16 protein-coding genes are annotated in these 16,856 nt (G+C 49.7%); 8 read left to right on the forward strand and 8 right to left on the reverse strand.

What is annotated here, in order from left to right; all coding sequences use genetic code 11:
- Positions 1-13 precede the first annotated feature (13 nt).
- The 6 genes from ACQE3E_RS08030 (at position 14) to ACQE3E_RS08055 (ending at position 9,832) form a co-directional block, all read left to right on the forward strand.
- A complete protein-coding gene (locus ACQE3E_RS08030; RefSeq protein WP_427501478.1) occupies positions 14-1,891 on the forward strand; it encodes a GMC family oxidoreductase in 1,878 nt (625 codons plus the stop codon).
- Positions 1,892-2,658: 767 nt separating this feature from the next.
- Positions 2,659-5,205, forward strand: coding sequence for a hypothetical protein (locus ACQE3E_RS08035; protein ID WP_427501479.1), 2,547 nt, complete (start codon positions 2,659-2,661; stop codon positions 5,203-5,205).
- Positions 5,206-5,261: 56 nt separating this feature from the next.
- Positions 5,262-5,744 (forward strand): helix-turn-helix domain-containing protein, encoded by a 483-nt coding sequence (locus ACQE3E_RS08040; protein WP_313728406.1) that lies wholly within the window; start codon positions 5,262-5,264, stop codon positions 5,742-5,744.
- Entirely contained in the window at positions 5,663-6,259 is a 597-nt protein-coding gene (locus ACQE3E_RS08045; RefSeq protein WP_313728407.1) for an IS630 family transposase, read from the forward strand. Before ACQE3E_RS08040 ends, ACQE3E_RS08045 begins: the two co-directional genes overlap by 82 nt.
- A gap of 157 nt (positions 6,260-6,416) precedes the next feature.
- Positions 6,417-9,206: a hypothetical protein gene (locus ACQE3E_RS08050; protein WP_427501480.1), complete on the forward strand. Its 2,790-nt coding sequence runs from the start codon at positions 6,417-6,419 to the stop codon at positions 9,204-9,206.
- Between the two features lie 65 nt (positions 9,207-9,271).
- Positions 9,272-9,832 (forward strand): hypothetical protein, encoded by a 561-nt coding sequence (locus tag ACQE3E_RS08055; protein ID WP_427501481.1) that lies wholly within the window; start codon positions 9,272-9,274, stop codon positions 9,830-9,832.
- A gap of 527 nt (positions 9,833-10,359) precedes the next feature.
- Here the strand turns inward: ACQE3E_RS08055 and ACQE3E_RS08060 are convergent.
- From ACQE3E_RS08060 to ACQE3E_RS08070, 3 genes are all read right to left on the reverse strand, one after another.
- The gene (locus ACQE3E_RS08060; RefSeq protein ID WP_427501482.1) at positions 10,360-10,713 is read right to left on the reverse strand and encodes a hypothetical protein; all 354 of its coding nucleotides are present in this window, start codon (positions 10,711-10,713) and stop codon (positions 10,360-10,362) included.
- Positions 10,714-11,090: 377 nt separating this feature from the next.
- On the reverse strand, positions 11,091-11,852 hold the full coding sequence (locus ACQE3E_RS08065; protein WP_427501483.1) for a haloacid dehalogenase type II: 762 nt from the start codon (positions 11,850-11,852) through the stop codon (positions 11,091-11,093).
- 70 nt (positions 11,853-11,922) lie between these two features.
- A complete protein-coding gene (locus ACQE3E_RS08070; protein ID WP_427501484.1) occupies positions 11,923-13,011 on the reverse strand; it encodes a lactonase family protein in 1,089 nt (362 codons plus the stop codon).
- A gap of 158 nt (positions 13,012-13,169) precedes the next feature.
- Between ACQE3E_RS08070 and ACQE3E_RS08075 the strand changes: the two genes are divergently transcribed.
- Together ACQE3E_RS08075 and ACQE3E_RS08080 are read left to right on the forward strand one after the other, a co-directional pair.
- Positions 13,170-13,292, forward strand: coding sequence for a hypothetical protein (locus tag ACQE3E_RS08075; RefSeq protein WP_269454772.1), 123 nt, complete (start codon positions 13,170-13,172; stop codon positions 13,290-13,292).
- 34 nt (positions 13,293-13,326) lie between these two features.
- The gene (locus ACQE3E_RS08080; protein WP_139306192.1) at positions 13,327-13,485 is read left to right on the forward strand and encodes an LPXTG cell wall anchor domain-containing protein; all 159 of its coding nucleotides are present in this window, start codon (positions 13,327-13,329) and stop codon (positions 13,483-13,485) included.
- A 332-nt stretch (positions 13,486-13,817) separates the two neighbouring features.
- Here ACQE3E_RS08080 and ACQE3E_RS08085 read toward each other — a convergent pair whose 3' ends face one another.
- The 5 genes from ACQE3E_RS08085 to ACQE3E_RS08105 all read right to left on the reverse strand — a co-directional run bounded on the left by ACQE3E_RS08085 (position 13,818) and on the right by ACQE3E_RS08105 (position 16,847).
- Positions 13,818-14,030, reverse strand: coding sequence for a hypothetical protein (locus tag ACQE3E_RS08085; protein WP_082885714.1), 213 nt, complete (start codon positions 14,028-14,030; stop codon positions 13,818-13,820).
- Between the two features lie 199 nt (positions 14,031-14,229).
- A complete protein-coding gene (locus ACQE3E_RS08090; RefSeq protein WP_313728455.1) occupies positions 14,230-14,838 on the reverse strand; it encodes a sulfite oxidase heme-binding subunit YedZ in 609 nt (202 codons plus the stop codon).
- Positions 14,839-14,842: 4 nt separating this feature from the next.
- Positions 14,843-15,760 (reverse strand): protein-methionine-sulfoxide reductase catalytic subunit MsrP, encoded by a 918-nt coding sequence (gene msrP / locus ACQE3E_RS08095; RefSeq protein ID WP_313728454.1) that lies wholly within the window; start codon positions 15,758-15,760, stop codon positions 14,843-14,845.
- A gap of 11 nt (positions 15,761-15,771) precedes the next feature.
- The gene (locus ACQE3E_RS08100; protein WP_313728453.1) at positions 15,772-16,383 is read right to left on the reverse strand and encodes a cytochrome P460 family protein; all 612 of its coding nucleotides are present in this window, start codon (positions 16,381-16,383) and stop codon (positions 15,772-15,774) included.
- Positions 16,380-16,847, reverse strand: coding sequence for a DoxX family protein (locus ACQE3E_RS08105; RefSeq protein WP_064031501.1), 468 nt, complete (start codon positions 16,845-16,847; stop codon positions 16,380-16,382). The genes ACQE3E_RS08100 and ACQE3E_RS08105 overlap by 4 nt, the downstream gene beginning before the upstream one ends.
- Positions 16,848-16,856 lie beyond the last annotated feature (9 nt).

Consider the following 16,856-nt stretch of genomic DNA (forward strand, 5'->3'; position numbering starts at 1 on the left):
CGGGGAAGCCACTATGAGCGATAGCACAAAATATGACTATATCGTGGTGGGGTCGGGTGCCGGGGGCGGCACCCTGGCCGCTCGATTGGCGGAAAACGGCCGCAAGGTGTTGGTGTTGGAAGCCGGCGGCGATCCGTTAAAGATGCAGGGCGGCAACGCGATTTCCGACGCCAACCGCCTGCCGGAAGACTACCAGGTGCCGGTATTTCACGCCCTGTCCAACGAGAACAAAGCCATGCGTTGGGATTTTTGGGTGCGCCATTGGGGCGATACCCAGTTGCAACGCCGCGACGAGAAATATCGCGATGTGTGGGACGGCGAAAAGGTGGACGGCGTGCTGTATCCGCGCGCCGGCTGCCTGGGCGGCTGTACCGCGCACAATGCGATGATCACCGTGTACCCGCATAACGACGACTGGAATCACATCGCCGATCTGACCGGCGACGCCAGCTGGCACGCCGACAACATGCGCGGTTATTTCGAGAAAATGGAAGACTGCCACCATCGTCTGCCGAGCTACCGCTGGGCCGCCAAATTGGGTATCAACCCGACTCGGCACGGCTTCGGCGGTTGGCTGCAAACCGAAAAAGCCATCCCGTTGGAAGCCCTGGGCGACAAAACCCTGGTGCAAACCCTGAAAGAATCGGTCGAGGAAGTTTGGAAAAACATCGATACCGATCCTATCGAGGGCGCCGAATGGTTCGGCGAAAGCCTGGGCGATCCCAACGACTGGCGGCTGGTCGAGAAAAACGCTACCGGCTTACGTTATCCGCCGTTGATGACCCGCAACCACGCCCGTTTGAGTACTCGCGACCGCTTGCTGGAAGTACAGCAAAAACATCCCGACCGGTTGCATATCGAGTTGAACGCGCTGGTGACCCAGGTGTTGTTCGACAATGACTATCGGGCCATCGGCGTTGAATATCAAAAAGGCGAAAAACTCTACCAAGCCCATTATCAGCCGGCGACGCAATCCGGCGAAACCCACCAGGTATTCGCCGCCAAGGAGGTCATTCTGGCCGGCGGCGCCTTCAACACCCCGCAGTTGCTGATGTTGTCCGGCATCGGGCCGAAAGCGGACCTGGAGCGTTTGCGCATCCTGGTGCGAGTCGATCTACCCGGCGTCGGCAGCAATTTGCAGGACCGCTACGAAGTCGGCGTCGTCAACAAGATGAAACAGGACTGGGAAGTTTTGAAGGGCGCGCGCTATGCCAAGGGCGATCCGCAATACACCGAATGGGAAACCCAACGCAAGGGTGTGTATACCACCAACGGCGCGGTGCTGGCGGTGATCAAGCGTTCATTGAAACAGCGCAAGTTGCCCGATCTGTTCTGTTTTGCGTTGCTGGCCCGCTTTCAGGGTTACTTCCCCAACTTTTCGCAATGGATACCGGAGTTGAATTACCTGACCTGGGCGGTATTGAAGGCGCACACTAACAACCGGGGCGGCGAAGTGAAATTGAAATCGGCCGATCCGCGCGAGCGGCCCTACATCAATTTCAAGTATTTCGAGGAAGGCACGCCGGACGGCGGCGAAGACTTGGAGTCGGTGGTGGCCGGCGTCAAATTCGTGCGTAGCCTGACCGCCCCGCTGATCGCCAAGGGCATCATCGAGGAAGAAGCCTTTCCGGGCGCGGCCGTGCAAACCGACGACGAAATCCGCGACTTCATCCGCTATCAATCCTGGGGCCATCACGCCTCCTGCACCTGTCCGATCGGCGCAGACGGCGACCCAATGGCGGTGCTGGACAGCCGGTTTCGGGTACGCGGCGTGCAAGGCTTACGGGTCGTGGACGCGTCGGTCTTCCCAAGGGTTCCGGGTTTCTTCATCGTCTGCGCGATCTACATGATCGCCGAAAAAGCCGCCGATGTCATTCTGTCGGAGGCTTGATTCGCAAACCGTCACCCGGCGAGTAACCGCTAGTTTGCGGCTACTCGCCGGCTTATTGAGCCTGCTTTTCTAGGGTTTAACCGTAAGTGCTCCGGCGAACGGGCATAAAAAAGGCTGTTTGCGTGCTAAGGCTGGAATGAAAGCCTTAGCAATTTAATGTTGGCTCCGGTTATTTCGTTGGATTTTAGTTCTTGGAAAATTCAACGTTTTGTAGGGCTAGGTATGGTCGTCTTGTTCCGACCCTTATCCGACAGTCCTGTTTAATTGTTTGAAAGCAGCTATGTAACATATTGCCGCCATTCCAACGTAATTTACGAATCAAATATGTCGTCATTTCTATTTTTTTAATTTCACCGAATTAGTACATTTGTACCGGTACAAATGTAACGTTGAGGTATGCCGCGATATATTGCAACATTAAAATAAGATGTGGTTGTAATTGAATTGGTGTTGTAGATCGCTCACAGATGATTAAAGGACGACTTGCCAACGCTATTAGGTATCGCCGAATATATACAAACTGATAAAAGTATAACAATATGAAGTAGAAATTACTGGTGGATATATCGCTAAATAACTAACTTTTCATTAAATCAGTAAGGAATTATTTTTAGAATATTCTTGTTTTTGTTTCTTTAGGATCGGTTTTGCGCTGGTTTATAGAAACATTGGGATGCGGCTTATTAAGCTTATCTAGCTTTACTATACTTCGAATAATCAGTACTATCAAAATAATGCGATTTAGCCAACGAATAGGGAATAATAAGATGTCAGACCAACATGATAATAACTTTAGCGGGCAACGTACTGCAATTCCATTCGGAAAATTTGATACCGGTGTGGAGGATGTATTTCCCTGCAACGAATCAATGATCGGTCGAGAAGGCGCTCGCACTAAACTTATTGATTTTCTCACCAACGCCGGCACTCGAAAAGCAATTTTAGTCACTGGCCGGCGCGGCATGGGCAAAAGTAGTTTTGTAAAGTACTGCCTGGATGAATATGAAAAAGCTCGTATAGAACGCTACTGGCGTAGTGATTTCGGGCGCACCATCTTCGCGTTAATATGGCTGTTGTTTATAAGCATGTTAGGTGCAATAACGTTTGTTGTGGCCAGCGATCTGATACAAGTACTATTGTACAATGCGATTGACAAATGGAATAATTTTATGTGGATTCCATTATTGATATTGAGTGCATGCGTAATTTACCTGATATTCCATGCGAGTAAAATTCTCACACTGGTATTCCAGCGCTTTAGGATGGCACCTAGTATTTTCGCATTGGTGGCATTAATCTCATTTCTGGTTGTATTTGTCTATCTACCAGATGGAGGATCACCGGTATTGACTATGAGCCGTTTAATTGTTGCAGTATCTGCGGTATATCTTCTTGGTGAATGGTTAGATCTTATTGACAAACGCATACAGAAATCGTCATGGTTTGAAAAATTAAAAACTATAATAATATTTGGAAGAATATATGAGGGAATAATTCCAATATCGCTATTTGGGGCGGGAGTTGTATTCGCTGCTTTTACATATCAGTTAGAAGCCATCGTGTTTTTTGTGCATGACCATGAGGCAATAAATATTGATTGGCTAAGTAATATATTAGTTTCTACTGAGCTATTGGGCATTGCGCTTGTGAATAAATGCATAGGGCTTATCAAGTTGCCAAAGCATCTGAATGAGCTACAAATCAGTCACTCTCTTGATAAAAGCAAATGGTGGTTTTTTGGTTTAGGTTTATTATTGCTGTATGTTCCTATAATTACAATACTAGCAGACGAGCTGGTTTTTGGCTCTTTTAGTTACAATACAAGTTCTGGCTGGGTTTTTTTAGTTGGTGAAATTTTATTAATCACTTTCTTGCGATGTTTATTCCAACCTCATGCGACAAAAGAACAGGTCACAAATGTCTTGAAATATAAGAGAGATTGCTTTAGACCTAGGGTTTATCCTAGTGCGTTATTTTCTTTAAAGGCGATTCTTTTGCTAATTATCAGCATGAACACGCTCCATCCGATAGTTGCTAGATTTGACGTAAGAGGGCAAGATCGCTGTAACCATAAATCGATATCGAACATTAAAAGTTGGAGTCTTTGTGTACTAAATGATCGGCCTTATACAAACGGGCTATTTAAGGAGAGTGACGATAAAAAAGCCAATGCCGGAGGTGGGGGGTATTTTCCGTTGCTTCCAAAGATAAAGGAAAAATTAGTTTATATAACGCTAATAGTCATGTTGGTTTCATTGATATTTTTGATGGAATATGAGTGGATTATTCGACCTGATCAATTCTGTAGAAGCGATAAGACTTTGGCACCTCGGAGGAATCGGCCTGGTTATTACCATAATTCTGAACAGCCTAGTTATGAAATGTATAAAACTCAAAATGCTGAAAAAACGGATAAAAGAAAAACTGCTCGCCAGGAAATACAACAATATTTACAACATCAGGCTACTAACCGGGAGCACTACCGCAAGTATGAGGAGCTGACATTTCTGGGCTATTTTAACAGCTTCCATCTCTCAACGTTGATCAGTACGATAAATCTGGGATTTGAAGAACTCGATCACTGTCGGGTGATTCATGCTATGGCACAGGATGTTCGGCACCAATATTTTGAAAAATTCGTTTCTATGCGCAGCCCTTGTGTTTTAATGCGTTCCGCTTTTGGATTAATTGCTGCGATGGTATTAGTTACTGTTTTAGCTACTGATCGGTTTAATACTGATGCGGAAATCGTCACGACAAAAATTGAATGTTCAGCAACCGATCAGGAATGCACAGATGACCCTCAATTTAGCGTAACTATGCCAACCATAAATAGCGCAAAGCTGGATGGAGAAAAAACAATAATTGGACAATTTGAAGGTCATAAGATTATTATAAACAAGCCAGTTAACGACATATTAAAAGACAAATATTGCCAGCGGGATGAGGGGCATATCTATGAATATCTACCAATAATACCAAAATTATTATGTGAATTAGGTGGGTTTTATTCAGAAACACTATTGCCATTTATCTATTTTGAATTATTACCTATTGAATTGCCAAGCAACTTTCAGTCAAAATCGTCAACTGAGCTGCTACGCTGGGTATTTGATGTTAGAATACCTTATTACTACCAAAGGAAATGTAATGTAAAAAATAATTGTGATAAAAGTTTTGTAATGAGTTTTTGCGCGTACCATCTCATACTATTTGTTTTTATATTTTATTTATACCGCCGTATTAACTGGAATCTTGAATTGATTCCATATTCGATAAATTTGGATAGAATTGACGCGTTGTTAAGCGCTTAACAACAAATCACCATGCATTAAAATAGCGAGATTTCAGGTGTGGTGGTAGCGACAGAATGCGGGCAAGAGCAATAGAATTGAACGAAAGCGAACGAGAGCAGCTCCAGCAAATTATCAAAAAAGGGAGCGATTGGCGAGAACGGGAGCGGGCACAGACCATTTTGATGTTAGCCAATGGCCAGACAGTCATTGCGATTGCAGAACAGCAAGGCGTGAAACCGGAAGCTATACGGGAGCGGCGGCGGAAGTGGTGGAGAAATGGGCTGAACAGTTTACCGGATCAACCCCGCAGTGGTGCACCAAGTAAATTGACTGACGCGCATCGATGCCGGCTCAAAGAATGGATCGATGCGGAACCTTTAAACTGCCGGGCATTGGTCAGTCGTCTAACGACGGAATGCGACGTGACGATTAGCGCCAGCACCTTGCGGAACGAGTTAAAACGGATGGGCTATGTATGGAAGCGCACCCGTTACAGTTTAAAAAAAAGCGTGATCCCGAGCGCTTCGAGCGGGCCCAACACGACATTGCCGCACTGATTCAGCAAGCGCAAGCCGGCGAAATCGAATTGGCCTATGTGGATGAGGCCGGATTTGCACCACAACCACCGAATCGTTCGGCTTGGACCAAAAGCGGAGAAGTTCATGCCATTACCGCTAAACGCGCGCAGCGGATGAACGTCATTGGCGCTTTGCTTTCATCGGGTCGATTAATGCTGACTAAGCTGTGGCAAAGCGTCAATGGTCTGTGGTTTTTTGGCTTTCTGATGGCATTGGTCCAACGCGTCAGCAAGCCATTGGTGGTGATTTTAGATAATGCGTCCATTCATACGGCCAAAAAACTGAAGCCGTATTGGGATTTGCTGGAAGAGAAAGGTATTCGATTTTATTTCCTGCCGCCCTATAGCCCTGAGTTGAATCGGATTGAATTGCTGTGGCATAAAATGAAATATGAATGGCTGCCATTCAAAACATTTATGCCGGATGAGCTTGAGCAGGCTATTGACGAAATTGGCCGAGGGTTTGGCTCACAATACACGCTAACTTTTTGCTAAGAGCTTACATGACTTAACCGCTACCTCAACCACTAAAAATAGCCGAGAGCTTAATCTGATCTCCCGTATCGGTGCGTCAATATCAGGACATTATCAGGAAAACGAAAAGAGTTTCGAACGTCAACGCCTTGACTCCCGCCAGGTGGAATTATTGTTCATGCAAGTATTGGATAAAATCAGTCATTCTCACCCCGCTTATTTTAAGCCATTGCAAACAGGCAAGCATTCGCCATCGGTAGAAATCACCTTCGTATTCGACGAGTTAGATAAATTAGCAACGGATATTTATTCTCAGCAGTTAAAAGGCAATCCCGACAATAACGATAGCGAGTTACATCGGCTAAATCTGATGAAAGGTTTGTTATCGAATATGAAACGTATTATCACCTCATCCGAAGCGCGTTATATATTCCTCGGCGGAAGGCTTCTTCATGATGACTGGCTAGCCGACGGCGCAAAGCGTCAGCCGTTGTTAACCAGCATATTCTGCGACGAAATCTATCTGCCTTCTTTGTTGACTGACACAAGTATAGATTGGTATAGAAACGCGAACGATTCAGGTATCCAGCCTAGTGGTAATATACATTTAAATAATCGTATTGAAGAATATCTTGTTTGGCAGTTTTATTTGGCAAGAATACGCTTCAAAGACTGGTCAATGCGAATATGGGCGCCTGTTATAGGGCTGCGAGAATGGGACGTGCGCCAGCGTGGTTTTATTCAGGCATCGTATCTGGAACTGAATGAGAAAATAAAGGCACCCAATTTTCCTACTGAAATTAAGACTTTGCTGCACAGTTTGACTATACGCTATACCGATAATGGCGAACATTTAAACAGGAACGAAGATGAACGAGAATATAGTCGGCTTAAAGCATTCGCTGATTTTTTGGCATACCGTAGTGCCGGTAACCCCAAGAGACTGAATGAATTACTCGCAAGTTTCGTGAGCACTGCCGATCGGACTGTAGACAGTAAGGCGGCACGGAACGAAGGCTTCAACTGCCAGGATGTATTGTATTTTCCCGATCATAAGGTTATGCGGGTTCAATTGATCGCTAGAGTTTATAAACAGCTTATCAAAGGTTTTGAAGAAAAAATTCGGGATAGGGATGACAAGACAATAGTAGCGTTGATTTATCTATCGGACTTTCTTTTCAAATTTCATCAACGAGCATTTTCCTGGGAAAACTTGGAACTCATAGACGAACTGATCCACATGCATCGCGGGCACGATCTGCGGACTCTACTACATGAGCTGGTTCAACAATATTCAGACCGATACCTGCACCGAATTATAAATGGCATGTATACCTATCGATTTCGCAGTTATTTCGCCAACGAATTGGAATACTTATCTCGACATTCCGAAGAAGAGATGGCCGCATTCAACTTTACTTTGGACGAAGGTCAAACACTACGTGATCATCTAGAAAGACAACTGGAGCACGGCAATCGAGATAATACTGATATCTTAAATATGTTAGGAGAGCTACACGAGTTTTATCAAGAATATGAAACCGCCAGGCAATATTACAGACGTTGTATTGCCAATAGACATCAGTTATTTAAAGAATATCTGGGTGAAAAGCTAAGTAATGGCGATGATGAAATCGCATTACTTCAGGCCATTTACGGTAGCGAGCCATCCACAGGAAATGCACTGTTAGCAATCCAGCAGTGGGGGCCGGCTACGCTCAGAACATTTCTAAAAATCGTTATGACCTATGAACGCGAGCACAACGACAGCGAAGCGATGATCCGTTGTGAACGCTGTATTAAATTTGCCAAGAGCATGATTCAGGCTTACGCAACAACGAAGCAGGATACACCTAAGTATTTTGGTTTTCGTCCTCAGCCTCCTTCAGATGTTCACACAGGCAAGAGTTTCTACATCCTTGAGTATCTAGGTTTGTTATTCGACCCGTTATTCACCCAGGCTTGGTTGTTGGAGAAAAACCCCTATACCAGTAGTAACTCGCTTAGTGTGCTTAAGAGAGGTCTAGAGGATTTTGATACAGTATTGAATGACGGAAATTATAAAATAGAGCTGGACTTTGTTCGTTCGCAATGGTTTAAAAAAACAGGGGCTTTATGTTTTTATAAAGGGCTTGTTGAAACTGTTTCAGAATATAATGCAAGTAACTCAAATAATCAACATTATGTCGAAATAGCTAGAGTATATTACCGTAAAAGTGCAATCGCTATTTCACGTTATTTTCGAAAACACATCAAAACGCAATTTTCGAATAAAAAATGCAATTCTATCTCGGAGGCGTTACTAAAAAATCGTTATCCAGCAGATTATTATCTAAGCGTGGCAGAATGTTTGGGCGACATTTCGGAGAGCATAATTGCGACAATTAAGCCTAACGATTTATTTAAAGATTCAAATTATCGCATAGTTGAGAAACAGAGTAACACGTTTGAACAGATAGCAATAACGCTTATATGCCAACTAGATGACTATTTTTTCAACTCTAAATCAACCAGAGATGACGAAGCTTGTGTATTAGATTGGATGGTCTTCCAGAGCGAAATGGGTCTAAGCAGGTTTAATGATCTGAATCATCAGCAGCAATTTGATTTTGCAATAAATTTGTCTTTTGTTAGCTCATTGTACTTATTGCGTGCAGGTAACCTGGAGTCTGCAGCACGTGAAGCCATGCATACCGCCGAAGTCATAGCTCAGTACTTACATTGGTATTGGTTTGATTTTGCCACTCATGGAAAGACTAAGCATCATTCGTCAGTATTTTTCATTATTAAGCAGATTAAAGGAAAAGTTATTTGGTACACCCATTATATAAACGAATTATTTAATGATGCTAGATCTACAGTCGATTGTTATAAAGAGTCAAAGCCATATTTAATGGGCGACTTGATTCCAAGTTCCGCCTTAACTTCACTTTGCTCTATAGCGTTGAATTTAATTTTTTTCTATTAAATATTGAGGCTAAAAATAAAAATAGAATCGAACTCTATGAGTTTGTGAATGACTTACGCGACGTAGTGGACGAATGGATTGGTAACGAATTCCCTTCCTTCAGCTTCGGAGATTCTAGTTTATACTACTACTTTGAAAAAAGACTAATATACTCCCTTAAGCGTCATCGCTACCCAGTATTAAACCAGTTAAACGCACTTAATACCTTGGTTAATGTAAGTTTAATACGTGCCTACCTATCGAATGAGAAGGATGCCTTACAAAACACAACTGCTTGGCTTCAGGAGCTTTGGCATATTAATGAAAAATATAATCATCCTTTACATTTTACTCCTGTACAAATGGGTAGTAGCTTATATCTTTATTGGTTTCTTAAAAGCCAGAGTTTTCAATTTAAAGAAAAAATTAATGACTTTAATTTAGAAGCAGAAGCCGGTCGCTTTCTTGAACAAAGCCTGGATATGTGTCATATGGGAAGGGGCTATTATCAAGCGATCAACAAAATGTACTATCTCTATGACGACTTTAACGATAACCAAATTCACCGTAACCATGCCCTGCAGATGGCTGGCAGAGATCTGACACATGAAGCGCTAATAAAATTAAGGTCTAAGAGCCGGCGTTGATGAGTTAATTGAATTTATTATTTCATTGTCTCCAAACCTGTGTTGCTTTGTGTAACTTGGTATATCTTCTGTTGAAGACAATCCCATTGTTAATAGTTGTTTCGTTTGTAGACGTTTTCTCAAAATTGTGTTTTATGTTGTGGGTAGCGCATAGTTCGTGATTGGTGCAGTTCGTAATCGCACCGCACACTACGCCAGCTATCGGCTGGACAGCTGCTATTGACTCAGTTGTTTCTTCTGTCGGGTATTGGCCGATACCAAGCATTGCTCTCAACTAACTTTTGCACATAACAAGCTATCGCGCCCAGCTAGAATCCAATCGTGTTTTGCTGAAAACGGTGTAGTCAGAAAACATGAGTCGAGCTGATTTCAAATCCAAGAATGCAAACAGCCATTAAAACTTCATAAGGTCGGGTGAATAGTCAGGCGGCCGTCCGCTTCGCCGGACGAGAAGCACCGATCAACCCTCCACTGCCCCCGCATCTGTGTCGATTGAGGTGTCGGCCGCCTTAGGCCTTATCTTCCGGCTACGCGACTTGACCGTAAACTTGCCGAACCACCTGGTAAAACCAGTGCGGCCTGCTCAGGATGATGACGAAGGCGATGACCGGTGTGACCGGGACCGGAGCGATGTCGATCAGGAACAGCGTAAACAGGCTGGCGAAGGTTTTAATTCTGGCTGCGCGGGTTTGCGCGGTAGTGATGAAGTCGGTATCGCGCGCTTTATCTCGATACATGGCCTCGATCAATAAGCGGAACCAGTCCGGGCGCTTGACGACAATATACATCCCGATCAAACAGCCGGGCGAAATAGGCCCGAAGCCTATGATCGCGAATATCGAGAATACCGAGAGACATTTTATCTGGGCGGTGTTGAGCATGGGCTGAATAGTGTGTATGGCGATCTGAAATAGCAAACTAGGCTAGGGCTTGAGGTCTAAAGCGGCTATCGTAACGGCAAACCGGCGCGTTGTGGGTAACGGCGTCGATTCGGCCGTCGGCGTTAGAGTTCTACTTTGTCAGATGACTAAATAAGCATCGTTATTTCGGCCTGGATGGCCGGACCCGTTAAAGCGCGGAGCGAATCCGGACGCCATGGCCGGATTTAAGCCTACCCTCCATGGTGCTGGATGCCTGTTTCCCGGCGGGCATGACGGTCTTGAACAAATCCGACAAAGTTTAGAATTAGCGCCATGCTAAGTGGGCACGACCGGCCCATTGCAGGGGCTTTGACGCCGGTCGGTCCTTGAGGCGGTTGTCAGCCCAAGGTCTGAATAAAATCGGCCAGATCGGTCAGCGTCTTGCCGCTGGCGTCGGCGGCCACGCCGAGGTGTTCTTGAGGCGCTTGCACGCGATTGACCCAAAAGGTCGGATAGCCGAAGGCCTTGGCGCCGGCCGCGTCCCAGCCGCCGAATGCGGCGAAGACGATTTGCTCGCGAGGTAGACCGAACGCTTCCGTACCCATCCGATACGCGCGCGGGTCCGGTTTGTAGGCCTTGACCCGGTCGGTGCTCAGGTGCTCCTCGAAAATCCCTTCCAGACCGGCCTGTTTGACGCAGGCGTCCAACATCGTCGCGGTGAAGTTAGACAAAAACGCCAAGCGCAAGCCCGATGCCTTCAAGCGGAGCAAGGCCGCCTTCGCGTCCGGCCAGGCGTCCAGCGACAAAAACGCTTGCATCAAGCGCTCGCGCTTCTCGCCGGTCAATTCCAGCGCATGTTGTTGGGCGGCAAAGATCAAGGCCTCTTCGGTGACCTGCCAGAAGTCGGCATAATTGCCCATCAAGGTGCGCAGCCAAGCGTACTCGAATTGACGCGTCCGCCAGGATTGCGCCAGGGTTTGGCCTTGGCCGGGAAACAAGGTTTCCGCCAGCGCGGCGATCGGTCGGGGATCGAAAGTCGTAAAGCCGTCGAAGGCGACCGCCTTGATGCGGTTTGCTGCCTTGGCTTGGGTAACCGGTAGCAGCAGGCCGGCGGTGGCGGCACCGGACAGGCGTAGAAATTCGCGGCGGGTCAGTGGCATGGCAACTCCAAAGTGAATAGAACGAAAGGAAAGCCGGCCGCTCGGCTCAAACCGAGCGGCCGGCTTCGATTTAGCGGACCACCAAGCCGGTAACGCCGGCCGGTAAGGTGTTCAAATGGGTCACGGATTGCAATTCGCCGTCCGCGCCGATTCGATATACGCCTATGCTGTGGTCGCCGTTACTCAAGCTGTACAGCCGGCCGCCGTCGTCGGACACCGCCAAATCGTTGGGGCGGCTTTCTTCGGCGGCGCGGGCTTGCAGCAATTCCAACTGGCCGTGGCGGCCTATCGCAAACGATGCAATCGAGCCGGCCGGCGTATTCGCGGTGAACGCAAGTTTACCGTTCGGCGTGGTTGCCAGCCAGCAAGCGGCGGTTTGTTCCACGGCGACCGCGCCGTCCAGCAATTGCAAGCTACCGTCTTCGTGTAAGCGGTAGGCCGACACGGTAGCGCCGTTGGCCGCGCCGCCCTGCGCCTCGGAAACGAAGAATTGGTTGTGCTTGCCGAAGGCAAAACCGAACGGCGTGTTGCCGGCCGAGGCCAAGCTGTGCTTCTCGTCCGGCAAGCCGCGATTATCCAGGGTAAAACTGACAATTTTGTTACCGGCTTTCTCGGTCACCACCAGCGCGTCGCCGTCGCGGTCGAAACTGATCTGCGCCGGCCCGCTGGCGTCGTCGCCCAGTTTACGGTAAGACTGTTCCAGCGGATAGAGTCGGCCGCTACGCGCATCGAATCGGTAACCGAAAATCGAATCGTCGCCGGCGTTGACCACGTAAACCCGGTCGTGGGCGACGGTCAGGCTAACCGGCGTCAAGCCGGGTTCGGCGGCGCGGTGCACCAATTCCAGGCCGTTGTCGCGCACTCTAAACACCGACACGTCATTACTGCCGGCGTTGATCGCAAACAGAAAACGCTGGTTTTCGCTGAAGGCCAACGCGCCTTGATTACCCAAGCCGGCACCGGTGCCGGCGCCGCCGGTTGCGTAACTGCCGGCCGCTTGCATTTTGCCGGCGGCGTTCAAACGGAAGGCGAGTACCGAGTTACTCGCGGCGTTCGACAGCGTATAAGCGGTTTCCCGGTACGTCTCGGACCAGGCCTGAGCGGTTAACGGTAATATTAACGGTATGGCGGCGGCCAGCGTCTTAAGGGTGTTGTTCATGTAGACCTCGAAATTAAATGGAAGGGAATACCCCGCGATGGGGCGAAACGAATATTGCGCCCCGGCCGGTCACCGAATCCTCACGACGAAATCAAATCTTTGTCACTTGCTCGCTAGGCTATTTCAGGCAACCGGACCCGGTCGTTTCGGCGGCTGACATGTCCGCGGCCGCTTGCGGCCAGCCGTTACGGGGCGGCGTGGCGATGAACCACACCCTGGACATCGAGGAATCGTGCGGTACGCTGGATGTGGATTCGCGGTGCCGGTCAACGGCGCCGTAGAAGCGGATTTTCTGAAATTTGCGGGGAGAGAACGATGGGACCGTATTACCGTGGAACGTCGCAAGGCGTCGGCAATTTTTTCGAGTTGTTTTACCAGCATCCGGTGCTGATGCTTTTGGTCGTCGCGGCTAGCGCGGCGGCGGGATATTTTGTCTGGAAGCGGAAGAAAGACAGCCAAGCTAGCGACGGCTGATAAGGATGTGGTTATAAATAACTCCCCTGTTTCGGGTTACAAGGATTTTCCCGTTCGTCCTGAGCTTGTCGAAGGATGGACGGGAAAATCCGGGCATCCACCGCGCCAAACCGTTCATGCTTCGACTAGGCTCAGCACGAACGGTTTGGCGGGACAAATTCATTTCGGGAAGTTATTTTTAGCGGAATCCTAAGTTGAGGCGCCGGTGTTTTAGGATAGGCGCTTGCGTAGCGGCGATAACAAGCCCTTCGAATGCCCGAAGGCGTCGATTTCAACGGTGGCGAGCCATCGATTGAAACCAACGCGTTCGCGACGGGATTAACGTCTAGCGATCAAGCGGCCTTCGCGGTGGCGGCCGGCAGGCAATGTGGGCACGGTGTGACCATTTTCAAAAACTCGCTGGCTTTCTTGGCGGCGCTAGTCGGGTTCGAAATGGCCCCCAGGTAACGCAAAGTGTCTTTTGCAGGTAATGCCGTGCATTCGGCTCTGTGCAGAAAGCGTTCGCCAGTGTCTTGCGCGTTTAGTTCAACGTAAAATTCAGCCATGGTAAGTACCTCATTGTTCCGGTTAATAAGGATAAGGAGAACGGCCCGAAAAACGGACGGTTTGGTGATGGTGCTTGTGTCGGGCCTCGCACATTAGTGACGGGTAATGTGGAGGAAACGATACAAAAACCGGCCGAATCGCCCGTTTTTCGTGCTCGACTGGCTGTTCGCAAGTTCTGTTCCAGCAATTTTTATGTGGTTACTTGTCGCTGTGTAGTAAACGCGACAGTCGAACGATCAGCAGCACACCGAGAATGGCCGCGAACGTCAGCGGGCGCGTCAGGTCTTTTTTGACCAACCAGATAAAATGCGCCACGCCGCCGCAAGCCGCAACGTAAACCCAGCGGTGCAAGGCTTGCCAGCGTTTGCCGCCCAACCTGCGGACCATCGCGTTGGTCGATGTCGCGGCCAAGGCCAGCAGGATTAAAAACACCGAGAAGCCGACCGTGATGTAAGGGCGCTTGAACACGTCCTCGGCAATCGCCGGCCAGTCGAAGAATTGGTCCAGCACCAGATAACTTAGAAAGTGCAGTAGCGCGTAAAAGAACGCGAACAAGCCCAGCATGCGCCGCAAGCGCAACCACCAGGACCAGCCGGTCAACAGCCGCATCGGCGTCGCGGACAATGTGACCAACAAAAAAGTCAATGCCCAGTAACCGGTCAGGTGAGTGACTTTTTCGATCGGATTGGCGCCTAGGCTATCTGTATAGGCGGCATGACCCAGCTTTGCCAACGGCAACAAGGCCACCGTGAACAGCGTGACTTTCAGCAACGCGATGCGTTTCGAACTTGGGTTTTTCCAGCTCATCGCGTCAAAAATTCTCCCGCAGGTCCATGCCGCTGTATAGCCCGGCGACTTGCTCGGCATAGCCGTTGAAGGGCAGGGTCTTGCGCTTTAAAAATTCGCCGAGCCGGCGTTCCTTGGCTTGGCTCCAGCGCGGGTGATCGACGTCCGGGTTGACGTTGGCGTAAAAGCCGTACTCGCTGGGCCCGGCCTTCATCCAACTGGTCAGCGGCGGCTTTTCGACCAAACGGATTTTGACGATGGATTTCGCGCTCTTAAAGCCGTATTTCCAAGGGACGACCACCCGAATCGGCGCGCCGTTCTGCTTGGGCAGTAGTTCGCCGTACAGGCCGAAGGTCAGCAAGGTTAACGGGTGCATGGCTTCGTCGATGCGCAGGCCTTCGCGGTAAGGCCAATCCAGTACCGGATATTTTTGCCCCGGCATTTGCGCCGTATCGTGCAGACTGACGAATTCAACGTATTTGGCGTTGCCGGTCGGCTCCACCCGTTTCAGTAATTCGGCCAGCGAATATCCCAGCCACGGCACCACCATCGACCAGGCTTCCACGCAGCGCAGCCGATAAATCCGTTCTTCCTGCGGCGCCAGTTTCAGCAACTCGGCTATGTCGAATACCTTGGGCTTGCGGACCTCGCCCTCGACCGCGACGGTCCAGGGCCGGACATTCAGGCTCGCGGCCCGAGCCGCCGGATCGTCCTTGCTGGTGCCGAATTCGTAAAAATTGTTGTATTCGGTGACCGACTTATAAGGCGTCAATTCTTCGTCTAATTTATAGGCCGACGCCTTAACGTCCGGCCATTTTTCGCCGGCGCTCAGCCAGTCCGGCCACAAGGCGGCCAACAGCGCGCCGCCGGCGCCGCGCATAAAGTCGCGGCGGGCTTCGAACACGGCCTTGGGGGTAATTTCGGAAGGTTTGATCGGCATCATGCGGGGCGCTCCTATTTATGGGCGGATTCGGGTGATCGCTGGGTAGAGCCTGGACCGGCGGTTTCGGTTCCTGGCGCCGACAGCGTCGGGTAAGCTTGCAGATAGACGCCGTCGGTGGCCTTGGCCGGCAAATGGCAGTTTTGGCAGGATACCTGGTAACCTTGCGAAATGTTGGCTTGCGGGCTTTTGGCATCGAACAAGGCCCAACCCCAGCCGTCGGCCCAATCCCGGTGGCCTGGAAAACGCCGTTTGGCATCCTTGACCATGACAAAGCGAAGCTTGATCGCGCTGGCATAGTCGGCTTGGCCGGTACTCAAGGCTTGGCGGCCGATTGCGCGAATCTCCTTGACCAGCACCGTACCGTCCGGAAAACGGCCGCCGCGACGAAATTCGGCCGCTGCATCGGCTTGGGTGTAGACGTCGTGGAATCCGTATCCGGGGGCCTGCGGATCGGACACCAGCCACGATCCCAAATGCACCCAGCGGCCGCGAACATCGTCCGGCGCGCGGATCGTGCCGTTGGCTGAAACCAGCGTGGTGAAGGTGTCGGCGATGCCGTCGCCGGCCAGCGCCGTAGCGCTGGCGGCCAACAGGACGAACCCGATTGCGCCGTGCGATCTCATGTTGCCTCCCGCCGAGTCAGCCGCCGCCAAGCGTCCACCGACCAAGCGCCGGGGCCGCGCGCCGCCAGCGACAACAATACCAAACCCCAGGCCAAATGCTGTTCCAGCCCGGCCGGCCCCAAATCCGGGTAGGACAACACCGCCGCGGCGTTGAACAAGGCCAACAGCGTCGCCGTTACCCGGCCGTAACAACCCAAAACCAAGCATACCGGTAACACCAATTCGATGGCGGTCGCCAGGTAGGCGGCCCATTCCGGCGCGAGCAGCGGCACCCGGTATTCGTATTCGAACAAATACAGAGTGCCGGCCCAACTGGCCAATTTTTGTTGGCCGGATACCCAGAATGCGTGGGCCAGCCAAAGCCTCAGCGCGAAATCGCTTGCGGCGGCGGTCCGGTTGGTCAGGGTCTCGAATATCGCCGGTTTCGGCGTCTTGGTGGTTGGATGAAAATAGATACTGTGCATCGCAAATCT

Source organism: Methylomonas sp. MED-D, assembly GCF_050276835.1.
Lineage (GTDB): Bacteria > Pseudomonadota > Gammaproteobacteria > Methylococcales > Methylomonadaceae > Methylomonas > Methylomonas koyamae_A.

What these genes read in the sequence shown, in the direction of transcription:
- ACQE3E_RS08080 (WP_139306192.1), top strand. Translation starts at nt 13,327, where the DNA reads ATGGGACCGTATTACCGTGGAACGTCGCAAGGCGTCGGCAATTTTTTC.
- ACQE3E_RS08105 (WP_064031501.1), bottom strand. Translation starts at nt 16,847, where the DNA reads ATGCACAGTATCTATTTTCATCCAACCACCAAGACGCCGAAACCGGCG.
- msrP (WP_313728454.1), bottom strand. Translation starts at nt 15,760, where the DNA reads ATGATGCCGATCAAACCTTCCGAAATTACCCCCAAGGCCGTGTTCGAA.
- ACQE3E_RS08045 (WP_313728407.1), top strand. Translation starts at nt 5,663, where the DNA reads ATGGAAGCGCACCCGTTACAGTTTAAAAAAAAGCGTGATCCCGAGCGC.
- ACQE3E_RS08050 (WP_427501480.1), top strand. Translation starts at nt 6,417, where the DNA reads ATGCAAGTATTGGATAAAATCAGTCATTCTCACCCCGCTTATTTTAAG.
- ACQE3E_RS08035 (WP_427501479.1), top strand. Translation starts at nt 2,659, where the DNA reads ATGTCAGACCAACATGATAATAACTTTAGCGGGCAACGTACTGCAATT.
- ACQE3E_RS08040 (WP_313728406.1), top strand. Translation starts at nt 5,262, where the DNA reads ATGCGGGCAAGAGCAATAGAATTGAACGAAAGCGAACGAGAGCAGCTC.
- ACQE3E_RS08070 (WP_427501484.1), bottom strand. Translation starts at nt 13,011, where the DNA reads ATGAACAACACCCTTAAGACGCTGGCCGCCGCCATACCGTTAATATTA.
- ACQE3E_RS08100 (WP_313728453.1), bottom strand. Translation starts at nt 16,383, where the DNA reads ATGAGATCGCACGGCGCAATCGGGTTCGTCCTGTTGGCCGCCAGCGCT.
- ACQE3E_RS08030 (WP_427501478.1), top strand. Translation starts at nt 14, where the DNA reads ATGAGCGATAGCACAAAATATGACTATATCGTGGTGGGGTCGGGTGCC.
- ACQE3E_RS08065 (WP_427501483.1), bottom strand. Translation starts at nt 11,852, where the DNA reads ATGCCACTGACCCGCCGCGAATTTCTACGCCTGTCCGGTGCCGCCACC.
- ACQE3E_RS08075 (WP_269454772.1), top strand. Translation starts at nt 13,170, where the DNA reads ATGTCCGCGGCCGCTTGCGGCCAGCCGTTACGGGGCGGCGTGGCGATG.
- ACQE3E_RS08060 (WP_427501482.1), bottom strand. Translation starts at nt 10,713, where the DNA reads ATGCTCAACACCGCCCAGATAAAATGTCTCTCGGTATTCTCGATATTC.
- ACQE3E_RS08085 (WP_082885714.1), bottom strand. Translation starts at nt 14,030, where the DNA reads ATGGCTGAATTTTACGTTGAACTAAACGCGCAAGACACTGGCGAACGC.
- ACQE3E_RS08090 (WP_313728455.1), bottom strand. Translation starts at nt 14,838, where the DNA reads ATGAGCTGGAAAAACCCAAGTTCGAAACGCATCGCGTTGCTGAAAGTC.